The sequence below is a fragment of the Arcicella aquatica genome (genome assembly GCF_034928825.1).
Lineage (GTDB): Bacteria > Bacteroidota > Bacteroidia > Cytophagales > Spirosomataceae > Arcicella > Arcicella aquatica.
In genome coordinates this window covers 1-26,149 of sequence record NZ_JAYFUL010000052.1, presented here as the reverse complement: position 1 = coordinate 26,149, position 26,149 = coordinate 1, and the positions used below count along the sequence as shown (strand labels likewise).

Here is a 26,149-nt window from a genome sequence, read left to right as displayed (position 1 = left end):
CGTCGCAAGTTAATCACGAAAATTTAAACCTTTGTTACCTTTGTAAATAAAATACCTTAATAATTAAACAGACAATTTAAAACACGCTAAATGTTAACTAATTATAAAAATACATCGACAGAAAGATTTTTGAGATACGTACAAATTGATACGCAGTCTGACCCCAATTCTTCTTCTCAACCTTCTACCTTAAAACAAAAGGATTTAAGCAAAGTTTTAGTTCAGGAATTGATTGAAATGGGTGTGAAAGATGCCCATTTAGACGAATTTGGCTATGTTTATGCTACTATTCCTAGCAATTCAGCCAAAAATGTTCCTGTCATTTGCTTTTGTTCACATGTGGATACTTCCCCCGACTGTTCGGGTGCAGGCGTAAAACCTATTATTCATCCTAACTATCAAGGACATGATATTGTTTTACCTGATGATCATTCACAAATCCTTAAATTGACAGAACATCCAGATTTGGCTTATCAATATGGTAACGATATTATAACGGCAAGCGGGACAACTTTATTGGGTGCAGACAATAAAGCAGGGGTAGCCGAGATAATGGATGCGGCTTATCATTTAGTCAATAATCCTGATATAGCACATGGTACTATCAAGATTTTATTTACGCCTGACGAAGAAATCGGGAGAGGGACAGCCGCAGTAGATTTACAAAAATTAGGGGCAGATTTTGGCTATACGATTGATGGCGAAACACTAGGTTCATTAGAAGATGAAACTTTTTCGGCTGATGGCGTAAAAATCACGATTCATGGCGTAAGTCAACACCCTGGTTTTGCCAAAGGCAGAATGGAAAGTGCGTTAAAAATTGCAGCAGATATTGTGGCTAATCTTCCAAAAGATAGTCTATCGCCAGAAACTACTGAAGGCATGGAAGGTTTTATCCACCCTGTTGGTATTTCGGGCATGGTAGAAACAGCTACGATTGAATTTATCATCCGCGATTTTTCTGAAGAAAAATTACATGCCCACGAAGCTAAATTGAAAGAAATAATGGAGGGCGTTTTGGCTAATTATCCACATTCAAAAGCTATCTTTGAAGTATTTGAACAATACCGCAATATGAAGGAAGTATTGGACAAAACACCACAAGTAACGGCCTATGCTTTAGAAGCTATTCAAAGAAGTGGCATCGAAGCTAAACAGATGAGCATCAGGGGAGGTACAGATGGATCAAGGCTTTCGTTTATGGGATTGCCCTGCCCAAATATTTTTGCAGGCGAACATGCATTTCATGGAAAACACGAATGGGTTTCTGTACAGGATATGGAAAAAGCTACGAAAACTATTATAAATTTGTGTAAAATTTGGGAAGAAAAAACTCAATAACAATTACCGATAAATCAGATGATAAAGATTAAAAACGAAGCTGAATACGAAAAGGCCTCGGAACGAGCAGACAAACTTTACAATGCCAAAAAAGGCTCGTCGGAATACAACGAATTACAAGCATTATTAAAGGCGCTAAAAGCCTATGAAGATGATTTTGTAAAGATGTTGAAAGATGAGTATTGAAAGGATGTAAAGAAATAACGGCTGTTTTCTGGGAGGGAGACAGCCGTTATTCTATTAAAATGTTATCTCATTATTCTCATAAAGTGCTACATTAAGTTCATCTTCAAATTCTTTTACTTTATCTTCTCTAGAACAACTTTGACGTGGATATACTCTTCTTGCTTTAAGGCTCACTTGTGCCTCTATCTCATAATCACTAAAGTCAATATTATTTTTGAAAACTAAAATTGTCTCTTTTAATTGGTTGAAAGCACTGTTCCTTTCTTTGGAGCGTTGTTTTGCTACAGAGTCTTTACATTCGACAAAACAGAAACGGGAATCATCAAATAAAGCAAAGTCGCATTTCTGAAATGGAAAATTAGGAGTGTCCAGAAAAATACCTTTATCAATAGCAAGGAATGTAATTTCTTTGGCTTGCTCATTTTTCACCGTGAAAAGTAATTCATCATTTGTTTGTGTCATGACAAATGATTTCCCTGTTGGTGTAGAAATATTATAGTTGTTTGGATATTCGTCCACCCAAAATACTGTTTCTGTTCTGATTTCCATACAATTGCCTGTTTGGCAAGGAAAGGTGTTATTAATTAACTGTCTCACGTTTTCTAGTTCTGTAGATATTCATTAAAGCATCAAATTCATCTCCTAGTTCTTCAGAGATACTGTCTAATTCATTTTCACCAATTAAGCCAGTTTTGCTATTGAAAATAGAGCGTACTCCGCCTATATTCCCTTCTTCATCTTCGCCTACGTAATAAGCAGCAAAGTCTTCTGGATTAAGCCACTGCTCTTTTGGAATAATTTGGGCTATTTCATTGGCTTTTTCAGGTAATACTTTAGCTACTTGGTAGGCAAAAAGTAAATTATTTAAAGCACTCAGTACATAAGGGCTATGTGTTGTTATCAATAACTCATTATTTCCAGTGGTACATTTATCAGCTAAATAAGCTACTAGACTTTTTTGAGTAGTTGGAAAAAGGTTTAGTTCAGGTTCTTCGATGATAAAGTAAGTATTGTCTTCTTTTGAAAAATGTTCTACAGCTAAATGGACTGGAATAGTTGATTGAAAGCCACTGGCACTTGCCGAAAGTGGAACAGAATCAGTATCATTATGAAAAACTAAGTTCCTACCATTTTCATATTTATAAGTAATATTCAAATAATCAATTAAAAGTGTTGGACTACTTTGTCGAGAAATTTCAAAATCTGCACCAAATTCTATCGTACTTTTTTGTAATGCAACTTCTGCTCTTAGTAATCCTAAAAGGGAATCTGAAATGGAAGAAATCAGAAGCCTATCTGTTGGAATGTATTTTACTTTTGAGGTAAGTTTCCTTATATCTTCATTTAATATATTCTGAAAAGCATAAAGTACTATTCTTTCGGCATCACTGTTATTAGAGCTAAAGTCTTTTATTCGTTGTAAGTCATCTTTTAACTTGTTTAAAACAAATGAAATCTTTTTTTCTTCATTTATTATTAAATTAAGTATTGTTAAATCTAGCAATTGTCCAGAATTATAAATCGCTTTATAATTACTGTTTTCATAGGTAACAAATGACTCTTTTTTTATAAAATGTTGTGCTTGATATTTAGAAAAATAATCATCATTACTTTTTCCAATATATGCATCAGATAAAAACTGACTATTATTAAATATTGCTATCAACTTAGCCAAAGACGATTTTCCGCTTCCTTGTGGGCCAATGAAAATGGTGACTTTCTTTAAGTCTAATTCCGCATTTTTGATGGGACCAAAATTCTTTACAATCAATTTCTCGTTCATCTTCTTTTCATTTATTTACACAATATTAACCATCTTTTCAATCTTCATGAAACAGAACCAATAGATTTTGGTATTTTTGAGGAAATCTTGTCTTTCAAGACATATACTCTTCGTTACAATCAGATGAAAAAACTATTTCTTCTCGACGCAATGGCCTTGATTTATCGTGCGCACTTTGCTTTCCAGAAAACTCCTCGTATTACTTCTAAAGGACTGAATACCAGTGCGGTGTTTGGGTTTACTAATACTTTGTTGGAAGTACTCACTAAGGAAAAACCTACGCACCTTGGTGTGGCTTTTGATACGGCTGCTCCGACTTTCAGACACATTCAGTTTGAAGCTTACAAGGCTCAGCGTCAGGCTCAACCAGAAGATATTACCATTGCCATTCCTTATATCAAACGTCTTTGTGCTGCCATGAATATCCCCATGTTAATCATGGAGGGTTACGAAGCCGATGATATTATCGGAACGATTGCCAAAAGGGCTGCTCGTGAGCATGAAGATATGGAGATTTATATGATGACACCCGATAAAGATTACGGTCAGCTCGTAGAAGAACGTATTTTTATGTATAAGCCTGCCTTTATGGGCAAACCAGCGGAGGTACTGGGTGTAAAAGAGATTCTAGACCGTTGGGGAATTCTGAATGTTTCGCAAGTGATAGATACTTTAGGCTTGATGGGTGATGCTTCTGATAATATTCCTGGGATTCCGGGGATAGGGGAGAAGACTGCCCAAAAGTTAATTCAAGAGTATGGTTCTTTAGAAAATTTGATTGCTAATGTCGATAAACTAAAAGGCAAACAACAGGAAAATGTTAGAAATTTTGCTCAACAAGGATTGCTATCGAAGGAGCTAGCGACTATCCACTGTGAAGTACCTGTGACTTTTGATGAGGAAGATTTAAAGGTTTGTGAGGTAAATAAAGAATTACTTTCTCCACTTTTAGATGAACTAGAATTTAGAACATTACGCAGGAGATTATTAGGAGAAGAAAGCACTGAGCAAGTTTCTGTCAATACGGAACCGAAAAAAGCTATTGCTTCTGGGAAAGCAAAAGCGGCGACTGGGCAGTTTGATTTGTTCGGAAGTATTGTGGAAGAAAAGAAATTAGAGCTTTTTGATATGACCGAAGGAGATGATAATCCATCCCATCAGAAAGCAACAATCAATACTACGGTACATCAATACCATTTGATTGATACGCCAGAACTACGTCAATCATTAATTCATTTTTTGAGTTTACAAGATGAAATTTGTTTCGATACCGAGACAACCAGTGTAGATGCCGTAGAAGCCGAATTAGTAGGATTGTCGTTTGCGTATCGAGCAGGTGAGGCATATTATGTACCTACTCCAGCAAACAGAGAAGAAGCTCAAGCCATTGTAGATGAATTTAAGCCCATTTTTGCTAACGAGAAAATTGAGAAGATAGCCCAAAACATCAAATATGATTTAATGGTGCTTTCGCAATATGGTGTGGAGGTAAAAGGTAAAACGTATGATACGATGTTGGCACATTATATCATCGAACCTGAAAAACGCCACGGGATGGATATTCTGGCGGAGGATTTTTTACAATATACTCCTGTTTCGATTGAAGAGCTGATTGGTAAAAAAGGTGCTAAACAAGGCAATATGCGTGAGGTAGAGTTTGAGAAAATCAAAGAATACGCTGCTGAAGATGCCGATATTACTTTACAGTTAAAAGGGAAATTGCATCCTATTCTAGCTCAAAACCCGAGTGCAGTAAAGCTATTGGAAGAAGTAGAAATGCCTCTGACCCAAGTGCTTTGTGATATTGAAATGGAGGGCGTGAAGCTAGATATAGATTTCTTAAAAGTGATGTCAAAAACTTTGGAGAAAGATATGCTGGAAGTACAAACCAAAGTGTTTGAATTAGCGGGACAAGAATTTAATATTGGCTCGCCAAAACAATTGGGAGAGATTTTATTTGATAAATTAAAACTTGACCCTAAAGCCAAAAAGACGAAGACTGGTCAATATATGACGGGTGAAGAGGTATTGTCTAAATTGGAATCTGAACACGAGATTGCTCGCAAGATTCTGGATTTTAGAGAATTACAAAAGCTTAAATCTACGTATGTAGATGCCCTGCCATTGATGATTTCTCCACGAACTGGTCGTATTCATACATCTTTTAATCAGGCTGTTACCGCTACTGGTCGTTTGTCAAGTACCAATCCTAACTTGCAAAATATTCCTATTCGTACAGCACGAGGTCGTGAAATCAGAAAGGCGTTTATTCCTAAAAATGATGACTTTTTAATTCTTTCGGCCGATTACTCGCAAATAGAATTACGTATCATGGCGGCTGTTGCCAAAGACGAATCGATGATTGAAGCCTTTAACCAAGGGCGAGATATTCACGCAACTACTGCCGCCAAGGTATTCAATGTAAGTTTGGATGAAGTAACCTCTGATATGCGTAGAAAAGCCAAAACCGTAAACTTTGGTATTATCTATGGCGTTTCGGCTTTTGGTTTGGCACAACAGATTGCTATTTCTAGAACTGAAGCCAAAGAAATTATTGATAGCTACTGGCGAGAGTTCCCAGCCATTAAACGATACATGGATACTGCTGTAATCGATGCCCGTGATAAAGGGTATGTAGAAACCATTTTGGGAAGAAGACGTTATCTGCGTGACATCAATTCAAACAACATGGTAGAGCGTGGTTTTGCCGAACGTAACGCCGTAAACGCACCGATTCAAGGGTCGGCAGCGGATATGATTAAGTTGGCGATGATTAAAGTTAACAACTTTATCAAAGAAGAAAAATTGCAATCACGCATGATTCTGACAGTGCATGACGAATTAGTATTCGATGTACATAAATCAGAACTGGAATTGATGAAAGAAAAAGTCAATGAACTGATGGTAAATGCGCTTCCTTTCCCTGTAAAAATGGAAACAGGTATGGGCGTTGGCTTGAATTGGTTAGAAGCACATTGATTTGGAGTGTAGCGTTTGGCACGAGGAGTGAACAATGACGGGGCTGTCCAAAAAGAAAACCATTGCCAAATATTCTTTGGTTTGAAACCTCACCCCCAACCCCTCTCTGAAGGAGAGGGGTTGGGGGTGAGCTCAAAAAGCCCCTTCTCTGAAGGAGAGGGGTTGGTGATGAGGTCTTTCGCAGAATAATATTTGGTCGTAAAAAACTTTTTAGACAGCCCTATTTCAATCTTTTAATTCACTATATTTGGTTATCTTCAACTAAACCATTCCCACAGCTTTGTGAATATACTATTCAACCTTTACCTTAGTGTACGCCGTAACGAGTACCTCTCATTTTTTGTGATTTGGATGAGGTACCTCATTGGTTTTGCCTTTGTACCATCTGGGCTTACCAAATTAATGGGAAATCGTTTTACAACTATCCCAATTTCTAACCCAATCGGATTCTTCTTTGAAGCCATGTTTCAAACAGGTATCTACTGGCAATTCTTAGGTTTTACCCAAATAATTGCTGCCTTATTATTGATGACCCAACGGTTTGCTACCCTCGGAAACCTTATTTTTTTGGGTATCATTACAAACATCTTTTTGATAACCTTTTCAATGGATTTTGCAGGAACAGTTTACATCACATTCCTATTGTTGGTTGCTTCAATTGGATTATTACTTTGGGATTTCCCTAAATGGAAAACGCTTTTCTTCTCAGATAACTTTACCGTAAATATTGAACTCGAAAATCTACCTACTTATAATACATGGTGGATTTATACAGGACTTATTTTCTTTATTGAATCATTATTGTTCAGCATTCTCAGCTCGGTATTCGAGGATGTTAAAACAGTAATGGCTTTGTTGGTATTGATTGTTGTTACCGCTATCGTATCGCTGGTTTTGTATAAAAAATATGGAAGTGCGGTTAGGAGAGATTAATAAACAAACATAAGTCATCCCGAATTTTTCCTAAAATTGTGCGTTTTGGAGACAATTTGTAAGGTTTTCTACTTGATTATCGTCTAGTCCTTACTTTTCTTTCCTTGATGAAAGAAAAGTAACCGCGCGGCGGACCGCAAAAGAAAATCAAGAATTCCTAAACTCGCATCGGCGAACCGACTCGCTCCGCTCAAACAGTAGGAATTCGTTGCCCATCAATCATAAAAAAGCGGTCGAAATTAGTTTTTCGACCGCTTTTTTATGATTTTAAAATTCGGGATGACTCATGTTATTAGGCTCTTTTAGATTGGTCAACTTTTTAAAAGTTGACCAATCTCTGATATTTGACGAATCTTAACGAAGCTGATATATCTATTGAATCTTAAAAGGCAAAAACCAATTGTCTTTATTCATCAATTTACTTCTTATTGCTGCTGCGTTAGGGTTATTAGCTTTTCTTAATTTATCATAGATTTTATCAGCCAAGAAAGTTGGGTCTTCTCTACGAAGGGCTACCCTTAACAAATCGCTCCAACGGTGTCCTTCAAATGCTAACTCCAAAGCGCCTTCATTAATGATAGAATTTTCAATAGATAACGTGCTGTCACCAACTACTGCTACGTCCTTCAACATCGCTCTACCTCTGATTCCCGTAGCCAAGTGCCATGATGAACGATAACGAACTGGGGCATCACCGTTTCTTGCGTCAAAGTCATAAGGAGGAACATCAAATGTATTCATCAAGTTGGTTTTATTCGTAGATGTACCATTGTAAATATTAGCAACACCACTATTCATTAAAGCAAAGGCTAATTTTCTACGACCTTCACGGTTGGCTGCTTCTGCAAATTTTAAATGTACGTTAGCTGCTCTATTCAAGAACCAACGACCATTCTTTTCTTGCAGACTTTTACCCACTAAACTAAGTACCGAACCCGTTAAGTTTGGATTAAGATAGTTGTACAAGTACTTATACACAACTGGTCTACCATTAACCATTTTGTACGACATTCTTCCGCGAGCATCAAACGAGAAATTATTAGTTTGTGTTTGCGTATTCCACATATCCTGCGCTTGTTGCGAAGGCTGTAATAAATAGCTACCACCTACATTCGAGAAAAGGTCAATGAATGGGTTTTGAGGTAAAAACTTATTATCAAATGGTAGCAACCAAAGCCACTCAGGGTCACGCAAGATAGATGATGTATTAGAAGTACCATTGTAGTTAGTGTTCGAACGGTCACGTGCAAAAAGTGAACGCCATCCAGTATTGTTGTTATCAAGTAATCTACTTTCGTCGTTGATATTGCTATCATAACTTACCGCTACTGGTCCCATACCACTTGATATTTGTCCACGGGTAATTTTGTATAAATGATACCAAACGTTAATATCTGTTGCTTCAAAACCAAGGCGGTCAGATGTAGTCATGATATATTTATACATTGTAGCTGCCTTATTATATTGGTTGTCCCATAAGTACAAATCGCCTAACAAAACGTGTTTTTCAATAAAGAAAGTAGTAGGAGAGTAGCCATCTACGTTGTTTGAAACAAAAGTATTATCTAACGAATAAGGGTCAAGATACACACTTGGAATCGTTTCCATTGCCGTAATAAGCTGTTTTACCATTTCCTTTAATGGAATAGAAGGCTTACTAGCAATTGCCGAAACGTCTGAAACTTGTTCTATTGTTTCAGTAATGTAGGGTACATTATTGAAATGAATAGCCAATTGTAAATAAAGCCAGCTTCTTAGGGCTATTACGTCGGCATAACGTTGGTTGTATTCAGTTCTTTTTATTTTGTTAGACTCCACCATCATCTTGAAATTCTTCAAGATGTCGTTACAGTTAAGAATCACCTCGTAGTAGGGACGAGGGTCAGCATAAGCATTATTGGCTGAAACGCTGTGATTGTTGATTTCACGGAGTGATAAATCAGCGTTTTCAGTAACATCGAGCAAATCAGCACGAAGTTCGTTCAATACTACATATTGTTTAGCAAGCGTTGAAAACTTACCATATAAGCCAATAATGGCAGCATCGGCATCATAGATGTCACGGTACATTTGTTGGCTGGTCAGGGCTTCTTCAGGGTCAAGGTCAAATACCTTTGAACATGAAGAAGTACCAATCCACACACAAGAAAGTACACCTAGATTGATGATTATTTTTCTAAAAATTGATTTCATCTTATTTCGATAATTTTAACGATTAATAATTTCAGTTTACTGAGGATTCTGTTAGGCTTAATCTTATAAACCTATTTTAACGCCTAAGTGAAATGATTTTTGGATAGGCTCTAAAGTATTATCAACGCCTTGTCCTACTACTGCATTTGTTGAACTAAATTCTGGATCATACCCAAGGTATTTTGTCAGTGTTAACACATTGTTTGCCGAAGCATACACCGTTAAATACTTCAAAAGACTTTTGTTGACTGAGAAATTATAAGAAACTGAAATTGATTTTAATCTAAAATATGAACCATCTTCAATCCATCTGTTCGAGAAACGTGAATTTTGAACAGGGTCACCATACGTAGCTCTTGGAACATCTGTTATTTGTCCTTCTCCTCTCCAACGCGTTACCATTGCTTGCGATTGGTTTAAATAACCATTACCCGACTCTAACACTCTGCGTGTATAATTATATACTTCATTACCAGATACAAAACTACAAAGGGCATCTAACGTCCAGTTTTTATAGATTATACGGTTGTTGATACCGCCATAAAAATCAGGATTTGGGTCACCGATAATCTTTTTGTCTTGGTCATCGATTATTTTATCCCCGTTTACATCTTCAAATCTTATATCACCACCTTTGAATGCTCTTAAAGAACCATCAGCCAGTCTTGACATATAACCATCCGCCGCAGCCGCTGCATCTGTAGCATATACACCTTTTGAAACATTACCATAGAATGCATTTGGACTTTCACCTACTCTGCTCAAGAACGAAGCCTGTCCGTAGTTAGAAACGATGTCTGCATTACCGTTCGGTAGCTTATCCAACTTTGTTTTTGATTGAGCGATAGTAACACCAAAATCCCACTTCAAGTCTGATTTGTTCAATAATTTAATGTTCAAACTAGCTTCAGCCCCTGTAGTACTCATGGCTCCGCTGTTTGTCATTACATAACTTAATCCCGTTACTGTTGGCAATTTTTCAGCCACAATCATATCGGTTGTTTTATTGCTAAATACATCAACACTTAAGCTTATACGCTCATGAAGAATATTCATGTCTAAACCTGCATTGAATTTGGATACGCTTTCCCATTTCAAGTTCGGATTAGCAATGTTTCCACGTACGATACCTTGAAGACCCAATAAGTTTTGTCCGACATAATATTGCTTAGAAGCATAGTTGCCAATATCATCATTACCAACACGACCAGTAGATACACGAAGTTTTAATAAATCGAAAGGTCCATCTGCTAAAAATTGTTCAGACGAAAGTAACCAAGCAGCAGAAACCGAAGGCATCAATGCAAATGGCGTGTTGCCTATGCTGATAGCATCGCTCGTTGATACACTTTTACCAAAGCGAGACGACGCATCCATGGCTACGTTGAATGATAAGAAATATTTGTCTGAATAAACATAATTTAAGTTCAAATAAGTATTCATCCAGTTGTATGTACCAATACCCCCTTTAATATCATTGTAAATAACAGAACCATTACCCACACTGATTAATTGGTCAGTAGCTGAGTTATACCCAAAGATTTTGTCTTGTTCTACTCTTGAATTAATAAAACGTACTCCTAAGCGTCCTGATAAATCATGAACGTTTTTAAAAGTCTTATTAAACGCTAAATACGTTTCGTTTGAAACATTGAACAAACGCTTCGTTTGTGAACTTAACTGATTAAGAGCCAGTACATTTTTAAGGGTATCGCTCACTAAACCATAGTTTGGTATAAAGCGGTTTTCTTTGATTTTATCAAACGTAACAGCAATATTAGTCCCGATTTTTAACGCACTCGAAAAAGCATATTGGAAATCAAGTACACCAAAGAAACGATACGCCTTGTTACCCCCAATAGTACTTGTAGCAGCCACCGCAGGGTTACCAACTGAAAAAATATCTTCGTCTGCATAAAATGGCGAGAATATCCCAGTATTTGAAACACTATAATCTGTCAAGAAAGGTGCTTTTACCAATGATAAATAAATGGGGTTGGTCTTAGAAGCAAAACCAAAATCTTTTGTTTCAGCCTCGTTATAAGAGAAACTCAAATTGGCAGCAGCAGTAAGCTTACGGCTAAGGTTCATATCAGCATTAAAACGAGTACTGTATTTTTCCAAAGTAGAACCAGCCACACCATTTTTATTGCTCAGATAATTGATTGAAAGGGCATATTTTGCAATGTTGTCACCACCTGTTACACGTAAATACATGTTGGTTAATGGCTTGCTAGCATATACTTTCTTTTGCCAATCTGTTTCGTTATGATATGTATAATAGTCAGGATTGTTTGCCTTATTATCATTCATATAAGGCAAACTTTCAATCTGTGAATTTGAATAGCCTGATGAAGATAAAATATCTGATAAATAACTTCTATAACTATTTGTATTCATTACAGGCAAGTCTTTAGGAGCCATATTTACTCCGCCATACATCGCAAAGTCAATTTTTGTTCCTAGTTCTTTCGCTCTTGACGTCGTAATTAAAATCACGCCATTCGCTGCCTTCGTTCCATACAAAGCTGCCGCTGAAGCATCTTTTAATACAGTAATGTTCGTAATATCTCTTACATCAATGTATCCTAATGGATTATCGAAATAATTACTATTCAGTGAGTTTCCATATACGCCAGCATCATAAATGATATTATCAACTACATAAAGCGGGCGGTTGGTACCTTGCAATGAATTTAACCCACGCAAAGTAGTAAATGTCCCGCTGTTTGCAGTACCTGAATAGCGAGTATTGTTTAAACCCGCTACTCTGCCTTGTAAATAGCTATCTGGAGAATCTGTGATTTTTGACCAAGCATCAGGTACAGGCAATGAACTTGCAGCACCTATTACACGCTTTCCTATTGAAATTCCTGTAGGCAAAACATATGATTTTTCAAGGCCAGTTTGGTCTTGAATAACAATGTTGATTTTACTGCGTTTAGCTACAGCAATTTCAGTACTTTCATACCCCGGACATTCAACCGAAATTGAGACCATTGGACTAGGAATACTTAGTTTAAATGTACCATCTTCAGCAGTAATAGACGAAGTCATGCTTTTGTAATACACCCTTGCACCCGTCACAGGTTTACCTGTTGAAGCACTGATAATAACCCCCGAAATTTCGGTATTATATTTTGGATGAATTTTAACTACTTCCTGAATTGGGGTATCCTGAGCCTGTACAGCCGAGCCGCACAGCACTAATCCACAAAAAGATGCTAAAGCGACAGTCGTTTTGGGGAATGTTTGTATGTTTTTTATGAAATACTTCATTAGAATCATCGTTCGTTTTTTGGCAAAATATTATGTAGCAAACTAAAGAACTGGTACAAGCTTAATGTAGTCCAAGGCCATGGCATTGGTTCCGTTGGCTACTAAATATAGGCTTAGTGTACCATAAGAACTTACTGTGTACTCACCGAGTAATTGTTCTGTATAATTCTTCACTGGCAGTGCTGCTGCTGGATAAGCAAAGGTTGCTGAACTCAACGAGCCCATCGATAACTTTTGGTTAATGGCAAAAGTGGCTGTTTCACCCGTTGCTGTGTTTGAACCATACAAATCGTTTACGGCTACCCAATACACTTTGTATTTGATAGATGGTGTTTCTGGCAAGTTGTAACGAAGCCAAAAACCGCTGTTTCCATGTCCAACCACAAAAACCGATTTGAAATTTGTATTAGTCAATGGGTTTAATAGCGTACGTACCGCAATTACAGTAGAGGCAAGGCTTGATGCTGTCGTCATTCTGCTAGCATAATTTTCACCTTCAACAATGATGGGCTTAAACTTATCGTTGATAGTTACGCCAATTTTATTCAATACATACACTGTTCCGTTACTTACTTTTATCGTTTGCACGATGGCTGACTTATCAATCGTAAGAGTTACATCAAACTTTGATTTTAAAGTAGCAGGTAGTTGGTTGATTGAATATTCCCCTTCAATGGCTAAATCTTTGATGGTTTCATAAGCGGCTTTTCTGTAGGTACTATCAGTGGTACTTGTTTTGAAATATGGAGAAATCTTCGTTACTTCTTGATTAAACACATCATTAGCCAAAAGGAAGTAAGTATATTTTTTCGACTCATCATTCAAATCATATACTTTCTGAGTGAAAGCGTTTACTGTTTCAAAACCTGTTCCTGGGCGATATACTGGCAAACCAGTAGTTGCGCTAATACTATCTATCGTAGCCTTACTAGCATTAAATACTTGCGAAGTAAGGTTGATAATAGCGGTATTCTGAGCGTAAGTGCCTTTGGTCGTATTAACATATTCCCATAACGAAGGCAATACCTGAACTGCCGAACCAATAATATGTAAGACACCATTGCCTACATATTTATTAGACGATGTAATGGCTGCTGTACCAAAAATATCCTTTCCGAAAGTAACATATTTACCATTTACCAAACCAACTGATTCAGTAGTGGTAGTTGTAGGCATAACATGACTTTGCAAAGCAATATGGTTGCCTACAAAGGCTTTTAATGCTACTGAGTCATTGATAATGGTAGTACTCAAGCTAGCTAAGGCATCATTGGTAGGAGCCCACACAGTATAGTTTTTAGAAGAAGAAAGCACTTTGCTGTACCCCGATTTCTCTAAAAGCTCTTTGAACTTACTTAAGTTAGTTTGTGCACTAATTTCAGCAAATAAGGTTTTTCCTAAATCATCATTTGCAGATACTAAACGGTCATCCCATGTCTTACACGATAGTAGGATTGTTCCCCAAAAGGCAATTAGTAAAAAGTATAAGTATCTTATTTTCATTTGAATGCTTTTAATATTTATAATATAAGTCTCTTTATTGACCAGTTTCTATCATCAAAATACGAGCTGTTACTACTCATTAATCAGCGTACCGTCAGGTAAATGGCGAGGACTAATTTGATTCTGGTTGATTGGAATGAACTGAATCATATCGATGTTGTTTGGCGAGTGCGTACCATTGATAGCCTGCAAACGGAAAGTATGTCTGTCAGTCGTTTTAATATCAATTGTTCCAAGCAAACGTGCTGCAGCATTGATGTCTGTTCCTGGTGACATAAAAATTTTCCAACCTAATGATTCTAATTCTCCCGCAGATAGTGAAGGAACTTGGTCGATAAATAAGAAAGGACGCGTAAGCGTTTCACCATCAATTGCTCCTGTACAAGTAATCGTAAAGCTGTTTGATGTACGTTGACGTCTGTAACACATCCATACTTTGTACTTACCTTTTGGAATAATTGGCGTTTTCATTTCAAGCCACAAGTTTCTACTAGGTACACCCATCGGTACTTGTAAATAATCTCTTTTGGCTGCGTTTTCAGAACCAGCATATACATAAGTAGGAGGGAAGCTGGCATTTGCCCAAGTGATGTCTTTCAATACCGTACCCACAGGGAAAGCATAAGTCTTTTTACCATAAAAAGCAGAAAGTTTTTTGATTTCAGGGAAATCGCAAACGTCCCAGTCAATTCTGATAGGTAACCGTAATTTTACATTGTAGTCGCTCAAACTGCTGTGAACTACACCATTAGTGGCAGTGTTATCGCTTAGTGTACGTGACAATTCAACCCCTACTTCTCTGATTCCATTAAAAATATCATCGTTCAATAGCACAGTTTGTCCCTCTAATTTAGAACTAACTACCGTAGGTTCAGTTGATACCTTTGTAAGGTGTGAAGTAGCCGTAATAATATCGCCCAAGTATTTAGCACCATCTAGGATATGGTATGCCACATAAATATTAAGGCTGTCTGTTTTAAGTTTTGGATTACCCGTCTTCGAATATCTCGCTTTCAACTTCGTATAATCGGTAAAACCAGCTTTTGCCAATACCGTGTTCGACTCCGCTACCAAAGTCATAAAGCGTTTATCGATATTCTCGTTAATCACATTTAGCGAATCATAATATCCAGTTTCTTTCAATGCCTGTGTAAAAATTGAATAGTCTGGATTGTCACCCACAAATTGTGCAATTGTTTTAGTAGCAGGTTTCAATACTGCATCCAAAATATGCAACATTCCGTTACCAGTTTTGATGTTCGACTCTGTGATATTCGCTTGGCGATTTAATGTATAGCTTGAACCTTCAGTACCATTCGTTACGCCCGATAGCAAGTATTGTCCATACATCGTTACTAGTGGTAATTTACCATCTTTAAAAGAATTGGTAGTAAGGGTATCTCTGATAACGTGGATTTTCACGATAGCCTGAGCCTCCTCTTTAGTAAGCTGGTCGGTAGTTTTGCCAATTTGTGTTAAATAGGTTTTTACCGCAGTGTTAGTAGGAGCAAACATTGTATAAGCTCCATAAGCATCCAAGAACCCATTATAGCCAGATTTGTCAATAACTTTGGCAAAATCTGAATACTTTTCAGGGTATTTCAGGAGGTAACTATATAGGTTGGCATCACCCGTAGTGGTTTCAACAATTTTTACGTCCGTACAGCTCATAATACCTAGCCCTATCAATAGGCTAAGCAATGGTAATGTGAGCGATTGTATTAACTTTTTCATTTTCTTATTTTTTTAATGTCTTCAAAATCATCTTGAAAAAATGTTGTTTTAACCTCTGATGGTTACTTATAGAATGGATTCTGAACCAAAAGTGTATTTGTTTGAAGTTCGTATAGATAAATCGGCAAATAGTGACTGTTCGGGTCTTTGATTTTAGCAATAGCAGACTGTTGCCTTTCGCTAGGAACACTTCTGGCCGTTAAATCAATCAATAAGTCAAGACGCTTATAATTACTTCTTTTGGCATTTCTAAGGACATCAAACCAACGTTTTCCTTCAAAGGCAAATTCTCTGGCACGTTCTTCTAAGATATATTCCAACACACCGCCTACACCATCAATATTGGTAGGCTCTGGCGACTTCTCAGTTTGTGGAATTGCCCAAGCTCTCTGACGAATTTGCTTTACAATCGCTAAAGCTTCTGTTCCTCTATTCAACAACGCCAACGCTTCGGCTTTCATCAGAAGGACATCTGCATAACGATACACGATAAAGTTGAAAGGAGTATCACCCGACAGACGGTCGTATTTTCTAATTACCCCCGTAGCTGTGCTTAAAGAAGCATCATCAGCACGTGTATCATAATTAGTAGGGTCTATGACGTCTTCTGTGAAAAGTGTTTCAGTTACATAAGTGGTAGATTGGTATCTTCTATAAGTACTAGAAGCACCCGAACCAAAAATGGCATAGAAAGGATAAGTAGTAGCTACAAATCTGATGACATAATCACTACCATGAGCCAACTCGAAGATACCTTCGTTTGAATTTCCTGCTTTGATGGTATTGAACCACGATATACTTCTTTCTGGGCTTGACACTAAACCGAATTTAGCACTTGCAATTACTTTATTGGCAGCAGCCAACGCTTCAGTTGGTTTTTCCATCCACAAATACACATCAGCTTGTAGGGTATTTACCATGTGTTTCGTTATTCTACTATGGTCTTTTTCTTTGTTGCCATAAGTACTTGGAATATCCTTCTCAGCTTCTTCTAAATCCTTTACAATCTGTGCAAGAATAACATCCTTACCCGATTTTGCTAACGCAACAATCTCATCATCACTACTAGTTGCCGACAATTTCAATGGCACCTCTCCGAATAATCTTACCAGATAAAAATACATCCACGCTCTCATTGCTTTTGCTTCAGCAACGTGTCCTTTTAAAGCAGCTTCTGTATAAGTCTTATCTTTGTCTAATACACTTGGAGCAAATGCTACTACAGTATTGCTGTAATTGATAATACGGTAGAAATCTCTCCAGTCTGTCAAGGCATTCGTTGGGAGAATATTACTACTCATGATGTCTAGTTCAGCATTGGTAATTCTGAATGAACTAGTAACCATATCTGCTCTGATTTCACCCAGAATAAACATTTTTTCAGGCAAACCATCTATCAAAGAAGCATAGATACCACTTACCGCAGACTCTACTTGTTCTTTATTTTGCCAGAATCGGCTCTGCACGATTCCGTCTTGTGGGCTCAGTGCTAACCAACTGTCGCAAGAACTAGCAATCAGTAATGAGCTTACACAAATCAGGTTATAAAATATCTTTTTCAACATTGTATTTTTATCTATAATTGTTGTATCTGTATTGATTATACTTAGAAAGTAGCCGCTATACCAAAGGTCACCGTTTTAGGTGCTGGCGTCATCGAGTTATCCGTCGCTACTCTGAATGGGTCACTACCACGCATCTGCACTTCTGGGTCTTGCCCGCTATAGTTTGTCCAAGTCATTAAGTTTTCTACGGTTGCGTATGCTCTCAATGCTGTAATATTCAAGGTTTTCAAAAGCTCTTTCTTGAATGTATAGCTTATAGTAGCTGTTCTGAAACGTACGAATGAAGCATCTTCAACGTATCTGCTAGACCCCAACCAGTTATAACCAGTATTGTATAAAGCACGTGGTACCATAGTTTCATCACCTTCTTTTCTCCAACGAGCCAATACTTCAGTACTCTGATTTCCGAAACCATACATGTTAGTAGTATTCATACGGGTAGCATTTACTACGTCGTAATCGTTACGGAAGTTGAAGAAGGTTGTCAATTTGAAAGATTTATAAGTAACACTTGCTCCAAATCCACCTGTGAAAGCTGGGTTACTGTTTCCTAAATACACTAAGTCCATGTAGTTGATATTACCATCTTTGTTAACATCTTCGTACATCGCATCTCCAGGTTGGAATACATAGTCAGTTTGTGGGTAATTGAAACGCATATAAACCGACTGAGCATCTGGCGTAATGATTGGTTCACCGCTTTTACCTCTCGCTACGGTAGCAGCTTTGTCTTTATAAACCCCTAAATAGCGGTAGCCATAGAATGAACCAAACGGATTGTTTACTTGCATATAAGTCATGTAAGCACCATTCAACGTTGAAATACCACCTTGGCGAGGATATAAATCAGAGATTTCGCGGATTACGTTGACGTTATGAGCAATGTTCATGTTGAAATCTACCAGCCATGATTTGGTCTTGTAGGCATTCAAGTTTAAGCTGAATTCCCAACCAGAGTTTTCCATCGTACCCACGTTCATTTGTACCGTGTTGAAACCAGTAAAGGCAGGAATCTGTAGGTCTTCAAAGAATAAATCTTTAGTACTGTTTTTATAGAATTCAGCATCAATCGTTAATTTTCTGTTACGAGTAATTAAGTTGATACCAATGTTTCTACCAATGATACGCTCCCAGCGGAGGTTGTTCAATTCTATCGTTTGTGGAACAACACCAGCAGAACCAAGGTAAGACCAACCCAAAGTATTGTATTTACCATAGAACAGATAGTCTTTGCGTGGAGCATTACCACTTTGTCCATAACTCATTCTCAAGCCTAAGTGCTCAATTATGTTATCGAATCTTTTCATGAAAGGTTCATCCGAAATAATCCATTTTGTTGAAATAGAAGGGAATAAACCATAACGATAATCTGGACCAAAACGAGAATTACCATCACCACGAATACCAATATCAAAGATATAGCGGTCTAAAAAGCCATAGTGAATGTTCCATAACAAACCAATGTTACGCGTCTGCGAAACACCTGATGATAATTTTGAAGTAGTTAAACGAGCAGGGTTGGTAACATCTGTCAAATCAGATGATGCCGTATTGGTAACATAAGCTTCTTGCCAAACAGATTTAACATCTGAAGTATTCAACGCCCATAAACTTGTAAAGTCATGTTTCGTGTTTTTCCATTTTGGCGTATAAATCAAACTTGTTTTAGTTGTTACCGCAAAACCGTCAGCATCGCCATCTGTCGCAACGTTTACCGCAGGGCTAGTAAATGTTTGTCCAGTAGCAACTTGTGGTAAGAAAGAGTTTGTTTTGTTATTGTTAATATCAAACTGAATATCAAAAGTAGCTATCCATCTTTCAGGTACTAAATCGTACTGTACTTGAAAGTGAGGAATAATTCTTTCTGAAATAATATTGTTTTTCGCAGATTCAACCATCGCAACAGGGTTATAAGTCCCTGGAAAAGCACCCTGAATATTGGTTAATGGCGAAAAGTAATTACCTGTCAATGTTCCTAAATCATTGTATTCAAAAATACTCATGTTAGGCATTTTGCTATACGCTACCGAACGAATCAAATCTTTATTACTTGTTAACGCTGAAACATAGTTTCTTGCATTTGACGAGTGTGTAAACGATAAGTCGGTTTTGAAACGAATATTGTTTGATACGTTATAGTCGAGGTTGATACGCGTATTCAAACGGTCTAAGCCAGTACCAATCGTTGTTCCTTTTTGAGTAAAGTATCCAGTAGAAGCATAATATTTAGCTTTTTCACCACCACCTGTGATAGAAACACTATGATCTTGTGAGTAACCAATTTGAGTAATAGCATCTACCCAGTTTACGTTTTGTCCGTAGTTGTTAAACCAATAAGGGTCATTTGGGTCATACTGAAATTCTTTTACTGTTTGCGTATTCAATGGCACACCGTTTCTATTCATGACAGCTTCAGGAATCAACATTGAGTATTGGTCACCCGAAAGCATTGGAATAGCATTTGGCTGTTTAGAAACAGAACCTTTGAAAGTATAAGTAACCTTAGGCGTACCAACAGTACCTCTTTTCGTATTAATTACGACTACCCCATTGGCTGCTCTTGAACCCCACATCGCTGTAGCAGCAGCATCTTTTAATACAGCAATATTTTTAATGTCCGAGGGTGCTAAGTTTAATAAAGAAGCATAACCCATTTCGTCGGCACTACCAAAGTTAAAGTCAGACGGAATAGATGTTTCATAAGGCATACCATCTACCACAATCATAGGGTCAACTGATGAGTTGATTGATGATGTACCCCTGATTCTGATTTGCATCCCTGTCCCTGGGTCACCCGAAGCAGCCGTAATATCTACCCCTGATAAACGACCTTGCAACATTTGGTCGATAGATGTTCCCTGCATATCTTCCACGGCCTTTGCATCAATTTTCGCAACGGCAATGGTCGTATTTCTTTCAGAAACAGACATCAACCCGTTATCAGTCGGACGAGCCGAAACGACTACCTCGTCAAGGTCTGAAGTAGTAGCCTCAAACCAGATTTTTATCGAAGTACGTCCTTTGATATCAATCTTTTGAGTTTTGTAACCGATACTCGAAATCGAGAGTCTGTTATTGGCATTAGAAACCCTGATAACGAAGTTACCTTCCACATCCGAGCTTACCCCTTTAATGATACGGTTGTCGCGGTCAAGTTCGGCTACTGTAGCACCGATCACAGCAGAGCTATCTTTGAGGTCAATAATCTTACCTCTAACAGTATGTAAATTAGGTGTTTGTGCTATTGACAAATGTTGGCATAATAGCAATACACCTGTTATGATTAGTAATTTGGTAAAAATTTTCATTGGCTTATTTGCAAGTTTTTTTAAACGAGTTGTATGACCTATAAATCCACTAGTCGTGTACCGTTGGGGTTTAGTTGGCCTTTAAATAACCATCAATCAAATGAATCATCGCTCTGTTAGAAAGGTTGTTACTTTTGTCAACTCTAACATTAGATTTCTTTGAAGTAGCATCTGCCAATTGCATCGAACCTACACTATTGAGTACGGTAACTTTTACAGGGTCGCCTACAGCATCTTTAAGCAAAGTTTCCATTGCTCCTGATTCTTTACCATCTGGTGCAATTGATTTTTTGTTTAAGATATGATAGCTGATAAAGTCTTCTACCTTCTTTTTATCAAATAAGCTTGTAGGGTTGAAATTTGGTGTTTTCACTGCCCCAGTACCTGTTCCTGGTAAAACGCCATCATTTACTGCCGCCTGAATCGCCGCATTGTCTGGCACAAAGAATGTATAAAAACTACCCTCGTTTACGTTGCTTATTGCAAATGTTGTAGCCGTGAAAATGGTTGAGTTTTTAAGGTATTGATAGAAATTATAGTAAGGTAAATCTGAAGTAGCACCCAACACAGAAAGGTCTTTACCGATAGGGTCAGCAATGATCGTATTGGCTGGTGCAAAATTCAATAAGCCAGAAGTATAATATACTTTTCCGTTTGAAGCCGTTTTAGATTTTACAATACTTAACGGAGCTGTTTTAATACCCGTTGATGTTACTTTGTTGTTTTCGTATTTGATGTATTCACCATTAATAGCATCAATTACACCTTTTCCAGATAAATCATTCAATTGATTTTGTGGTGTATAAACAACACTAGTAGCTACAATTCTTTGAAGGTTGGCTAAGATAGAAGTCCCTGATGTACGTGTAGTAGTTCCCGGTGCTGTATAACCCCATTCACTGTTAGCCACGTTTGATACAAATTTAGAAGGGTCATAGTCATAACCAGCCGCTTTGAAAGCCTCATCACTAATCATGAACAAAGTATAGTTTACTCTTGGGTTAAGAATGGTGTTTTTCCAGTCCATATCCAATACTCTCGTCATGATGCTATACTTAGGGTCTAGATATGCCTTTGAATAAACCGAAGAGAAAAGGTTAGATTCTTGTACTTTGTTGGTACCATAAAGCATGGCATTACTCAATACTTTTTTCTCAATAACGTTGCTAGCGGCATCAAAGCGAGCTTCCTCACCCAATGCGTTAAAGCTGTTTCTGAATTTAGTCGGCCAAACTGTAGTTGGAAATAAATGTGCGTTGATAAGGTCGATAACAATTCCGGGAGGCATTGCATCCAATGAAGTATAGTTTTCTAATAATACAGAATTGATATATTGTGTCAGCACATCATTAGTAGGAATAAAGGCCGTCCACATATCTAATTGTGAATCATTATCAGCATTCTTCAAAAAGTTTTCGCAGTTAGTCGCAAAGGTTAAAAACTTACCGCTACTAGCTTGTTTATTGAATGTCTTTACATATATCTTGTCACCTTTGCCAGTCAGGTTGCTATACTTAGTCGTCATGGCATCGTTCAAGGCATACGTAGCAGCATATTTCTCAATCAGGTTTTTAAACACACTGTATTGAGGTTTAGTACGTAAAAACTCGTCGATAGAAGGTTGAGGAGTCAATACTTTATCAATTTCATGAATCATACCGTTTTCAGCAAAAATATCGGCATTCACTACTTTTGCTTCCATCACATTAAAACCAGCATAGGTTGAAGTTGGATAGAAGTAATTGTAGTCGGCAGCGCTTAATCCTACGGCAGTGAAATACTCATCAATGAAATATGAAATATGCTTGTTGTTGTTATCACCGACGATATAGTTGTTATTAGGGCGATTCAATGAAACAGCTTTTAATTTAGTACCGTCAAAAGTAGTTTCGTCATAAAAACCTGTATAAAAGGCAGTTTTTCTTCTGAAAGCTCTTGATTCTTGCCAACCAAGAGGTGACTGATAGTCGGCTAGACGAGATTTGTCAAAAGCATTAAAAACTAAAACGTTTTGTATAAGTTCGCGAGCTTTCATAGAATCTAAGCTAGCCAATGTAAGACCTGTTGTCGTAAAATAAGCTTTGAAGGCTTCATCATTGGGTGCAAAAAATGTCCAATAGCCAGCACTACTAAGGGTACGTTGATAGCCACTTTTATCAATAACTCCTAGCAATGTGGTGAAATTCCCTTTGTTTTGGAGTGTTTGATAAATGGGTGGCTCTAATGTTTCTGGACGTTTGTATATATCCAGCTCTTCTTTAGTACAACTACTAAGCAAAGTGAACACGATGCCAAGCATGACAAAAAAATAACGAAAAGAGTATTGATACATCATTCTTTATGGTTTATGTATATTTTAGGATTGTGATTTAATTTTTTGATTTTGTTAATTTTAAACAAACAGGTTTCACATGAAGATTTTTGACCTTCATTAATTTTAAATTGAAATTGGATGAAACTCTTTTTAGAGTGTTATCTTATGTAATCGTAGCAATTATTGTGGTAATCAAAAGTGGCTTGGTTGAGTATGTGTCTTCTTAACACATTTCAACTAATTTATGAAGGAGTACAGTTTTGTTCATAGCAAATAGTTTGTTTTATATAGTGATTTAATGATACTTTGGACTCTGGAAAACCCTTTGAGACTAGCTTTTAGGGATAAAAAGTTTGATTTATGATTTAATAATCTTGAAATTGTTTGTTTTTGCTAGCCTATTAAAGGCTTATTTGACCTAATTCGTAAAAAGCATTTTTGTATTTTATGAATTATTTATTGTAAAATAACCTATTAAGGTTTCGCTGACCATCATGTACCATCCTGTAAGTGCTGTTAAATATAGAAATAGTACAATTTTTGATACTCATTGAATTGTAATTTTTTTTTAATTATTTTTTTGAGAAGGTAAATAGGGAGGGAGCATATTTTAAAAAAATAAAAAAACAATTAAGTGTACGTTGTATAGCCTAGCTAGTATATCGTGAAAAAAAAATGAAAGATTAGTGAAAGAGATTGAATCCATAGACTAGCAGGTCTGATTACGTAAAAAGCTGAAATAAAGTGTTATACCATACTTTTTAACAGACAAGCGAATATATAGATTTGAATAGTTAATTAGTGTAAATATGCTGTAAATCAACATCCACTATGCGGAGGTATAAAAAAAATGCTAAGGATGTATATACTAAAAATAGTGGTTTAAAGCTCCTATAAATAGCCAATTCTAAGCAGTAAATGGCTATTTTAAAGCATATAACTCAGGATGACGATGTGGGTAATCATTGTATTTTTCTAATACCAAATTATTTAATAAAAAATAAAAATTTTATTATTTTCTGTCCTTTTCTATTATTCTTTTGGGAAAAAACAGGACACTTTGATAAAATAATACTCACTTTACCCTTCAAAAATGATAACATCTTACATTTCACCCCAAATATCCATGTGTTTAAAACATTTTAAAATTGGCAAAAGACTAGCGAACTAGTTTTGAAGAAAAAAAACGACATGAATGCACACGAGAGACTCAGACCTTACGAATTGTTTTTTATTCTTTTAGCCATTACCCTTTACGTCGTCAGGAGGCTCTTTGGTATCGCTTCTGATTTTGATTCTGATATAGAATACCTCCAAAATATTCCTGTAGATAACAGTGTTATTTGGGCAGACCTTTCATCCTATGACCAATATGTTAATAATATATTTCCAACAGTAGTTGCTGCAATACTTTTTACTACAGCATGGGGTATTTTTCATTTTATTGTTTCCCCTGAAATCAAAAAGAAGAATTTCGACGCATCAACAATTATGTTATTGCTTTTATCAATGGGTTTGGTATTAGCTAGCTGTTATGTATTTAAGGAGTTTAAGCTTTTCTGGCGATTTCGCTATGATGATTTCGCTAATCCTATTGGGTTTAATGTGTATTCAATTTACAGAAAGTTACACGTACTAACAGACTCTGTTGGAGTAATGATTATCATCGTTTTTTACGAAGTAGTGGCTCAAGCTTATTATTATTTTGCCGAATTGTATGAAATCAAACAAGCGTCTAAGTATCGGGTATTAAGTAATGTTATTTTAGGAATAAGTGTATTTGCCATTGTCTTTTTTGCTCTTTTCGGAAATGAACCTGAACTGCTGATTGTAGGAAGTACTGGGCTAATTGTTGGCACAGGGCAGATACTCTTAACAATTGGTATCCATCAGTTCTTTTATAAAAGGGTAATTCCTTATTTTGTTAAAATCAATTACAGCAAGCAAGAACACTTGCTAGTACCAGCTTTGTTGGTTTTTGTATATTTTCTTTCGGTAATTGTGCTGTATTTTTTGTGGGATAGAATTGTAGATAGAGGTTATTTTGGAGGAATTATTATTTTACCCAATGTAGTTGGGGGTATATCTGCTATCATTCGTTGGATGTTCTTTCAAGAAAAGAAGGAATTACAAACGCAGGTATTTCAAAAATCTGCTGAACTGAATACTTTACGTTCGCAGATTAATCCGCACTTTTTGTTCAATGCATTAAATACATTGTATGCTGTTGCGTTGAACGAAAATGCAGAGAAAACATCTACGGGCATTCAGAAACTAGGCGATATGATGCGGTTTATGTTGCATGAAAATCACCAAGACCGTATTCCACTTAGTAAAGAAATAGAGTATTTAGAGAATTTTATCGATATTCAACGAATGCGGTTGGATGAATCTCATGAGATAGAAATTCGGGTAAATATACAGACACTCAATCATGAAATTTACATAGCACCCATGTTACTGAATCCATTTGTAGAAAATGCGTTTAAACACGGTATTAGTTTCAGAAAACCCTCTTGGATATATATTACGCTTACTTTTGATGCCAATAAACTTTATTTCAAAGTACATAATTCCTTACATCCTAAACAGGAAAATGACACAGAAAAACACTCGTCTGGGATTGGGCTAGAAAATGTAAAAAAACGACTAGAGTTGATTTACCCCCAACGATATAGCTTAGATATTCAACAATCAGAGCAGGATTATTTTGTGGCATTAACGTTTGTTATTTTTTAGTGATTGTTTTCTTGAGTGATTAGTAAATAGTGATTGGTGATTAGCTGTGCTTGCCTAAAATAGGTTGACATGATTAGTAATATTCATTGGCTACTTTAATCCAAAAGCCTGTAACTTAGTTTTACTTTAAATTTATTACACTTGAACAACGTAATCAATTATAAACAAATTTCTTGTGCTTGCCTAAAATAGGTTGACAGATTTATTATCCTGTTTAATTTACTTAAAATTGTAATATAGTTTGATTTGGGTCTGTTTTTTTTGTTCCATCGGATGTCCAAATGTTTAATTT

The 26,149-nt window shown here is 36.7% G+C and carries 14 protein-coding genes; 5 read left to right on the top strand and 9 right to left on the bottom strand.

Annotated elements, in window-relative coordinates:
- The first annotated feature begins 90 nt into the window (after positions 1–90).
- On the top strand, positions 91–1,341 hold the full coding sequence (gene pepT / locus VB264_RS21345) for a peptidase T (RefSeq protein WP_323252804.1): 1,251 nt from the start codon (positions 91–93) through the stop codon (positions 1,339–1,341).
- An 18-nt stretch (positions 1,342–1,359) separates the two neighbouring features.
- Positions 1,360–1,527 carry a hypothetical protein gene (locus VB264_RS21340; RefSeq protein ID WP_309914503.1) on the top strand — a complete coding sequence of 56 codons (168 nt, stop codon included), beginning with the start codon at positions 1,360–1,362 and terminating at the stop codon, positions 1,525–1,527.
- Positions 1,528–1,581: 54 nt separating this feature from the next.
- Here VB264_RS21340 and VB264_RS21335 read toward each other — a convergent pair whose 3' ends face one another.
- On the bottom strand, positions 1,582–2,076 hold the full coding sequence (locus VB264_RS21335; protein ID WP_323252802.1) for a hypothetical protein: 495 nt from the start codon (positions 2,074–2,076) through the stop codon (positions 1,582–1,584).
- Between the two features lie 31 nt (positions 2,077–2,107).
- Complete coding sequence (locus VB264_RS21330; RefSeq protein ID WP_323252800.1) at positions 2,108–3,310, bottom strand: AAA family ATPase; 1,203 nt, start codon at positions 3,308–3,310, stop codon at positions 2,108–2,110.
- A gap of 123 nt (positions 3,311–3,433) precedes the next feature.
- Here VB264_RS21330 and polA point away from each other — a divergent pair, with 123 nt between their 5' ends.
- On the top strand, positions 3,434–6,289 hold the full coding sequence (polA, locus tag VB264_RS21325) for a DNA polymerase I (RefSeq protein WP_323252798.1): 2,856 nt from the start codon (positions 3,434–3,436) through the stop codon (positions 6,287–6,289).
- A gap of 282 nt (positions 6,290–6,571) precedes the next feature.
- Positions 6,572–7,222 (top strand): hypothetical protein, encoded by a 651-nt coding sequence (locus VB264_RS21320; RefSeq protein ID WP_323252796.1) that lies wholly within the window; start codon positions 6,572–6,574, stop codon positions 7,220–7,222.
- Between the two features lie 372 nt (positions 7,223–7,594).
- On the opposite strand, the gene VB264_RS21315 is transcribed toward VB264_RS21320, so the two are convergent.
- The 7 genes from VB264_RS21315 to VB264_RS21285 form a co-directional block, all read right to left on the bottom strand.
- Positions 7,595–9,415 (bottom strand): RagB/SusD family nutrient uptake outer membrane protein, encoded by a 1,821-nt coding sequence (locus VB264_RS21315; RefSeq protein WP_323252794.1) that lies wholly within the window; start codon positions 9,413–9,415, stop codon positions 7,595–7,597.
- 63 nt (positions 9,416–9,478) lie between these two features.
- Positions 9,479–12,694 carry a SusC/RagA family TonB-linked outer membrane protein gene (locus tag VB264_RS21310; RefSeq protein ID WP_323252792.1) on the bottom strand — a complete coding sequence of 1,072 codons (3,216 nt, stop codon included), beginning with the start codon at positions 12,692–12,694 and terminating at the stop codon, positions 9,479–9,481.
- A gap of 42 nt (positions 12,695–12,736) precedes the next feature.
- Positions 12,737–14,197 carry a fasciclin domain-containing protein gene (locus tag VB264_RS21305; RefSeq protein WP_323252790.1) on the bottom strand — a complete coding sequence of 487 codons (1,461 nt, stop codon included), beginning with the start codon at positions 14,195–14,197 and terminating at the stop codon, positions 12,737–12,739.
- Positions 14,198–14,269: 72 nt separating this feature from the next.
- The gene (locus VB264_RS21300; RefSeq protein ID WP_323252788.1) at positions 14,270–15,931 is read right to left on the bottom strand and encodes a fasciclin domain-containing protein; all 1,662 of its coding nucleotides are present in this window, start codon (positions 15,929–15,931) and stop codon (positions 14,270–14,272) included.
- A gap of 62 nt (positions 15,932–15,993) precedes the next feature.
- The gene (locus VB264_RS21295; RefSeq protein ID WP_323252786.1) at positions 15,994–17,496 is read right to left on the bottom strand and encodes a RagB/SusD family nutrient uptake outer membrane protein; all 1,503 of its coding nucleotides are present in this window, start codon (positions 17,494–17,496) and stop codon (positions 15,994–15,996) included.
- 41 nt (positions 17,497–17,537) lie between these two features.
- On the bottom strand, positions 17,538–20,804 hold the full coding sequence (locus VB264_RS21290) for a SusC/RagA family TonB-linked outer membrane protein (RefSeq protein WP_323252783.1): 3,267 nt from the start codon (positions 20,802–20,804) through the stop codon (positions 17,538–17,540).
- A 70-nt stretch (positions 20,805–20,874) separates the two neighbouring features.
- Positions 20,875–23,139 carry a fasciclin domain-containing protein gene (locus VB264_RS21285; protein ID WP_323252781.1) on the bottom strand — a complete coding sequence of 755 codons (2,265 nt, stop codon included), beginning with the start codon at positions 23,137–23,139 and terminating at the stop codon, positions 20,875–20,877.
- Positions 23,140–24,309: 1,170 nt separating this feature from the next.
- On the opposite strand from VB264_RS21285, the gene VB264_RS21280 reads away from it, so the two are divergent.
- Complete coding sequence (locus VB264_RS21280; protein WP_323252779.1) at positions 24,310–25,857, top strand: sensor histidine kinase; 1,548 nt, start codon at positions 24,310–24,312, stop codon at positions 25,855–25,857.
- Positions 25,858–26,149 lie beyond the last annotated feature (292 nt).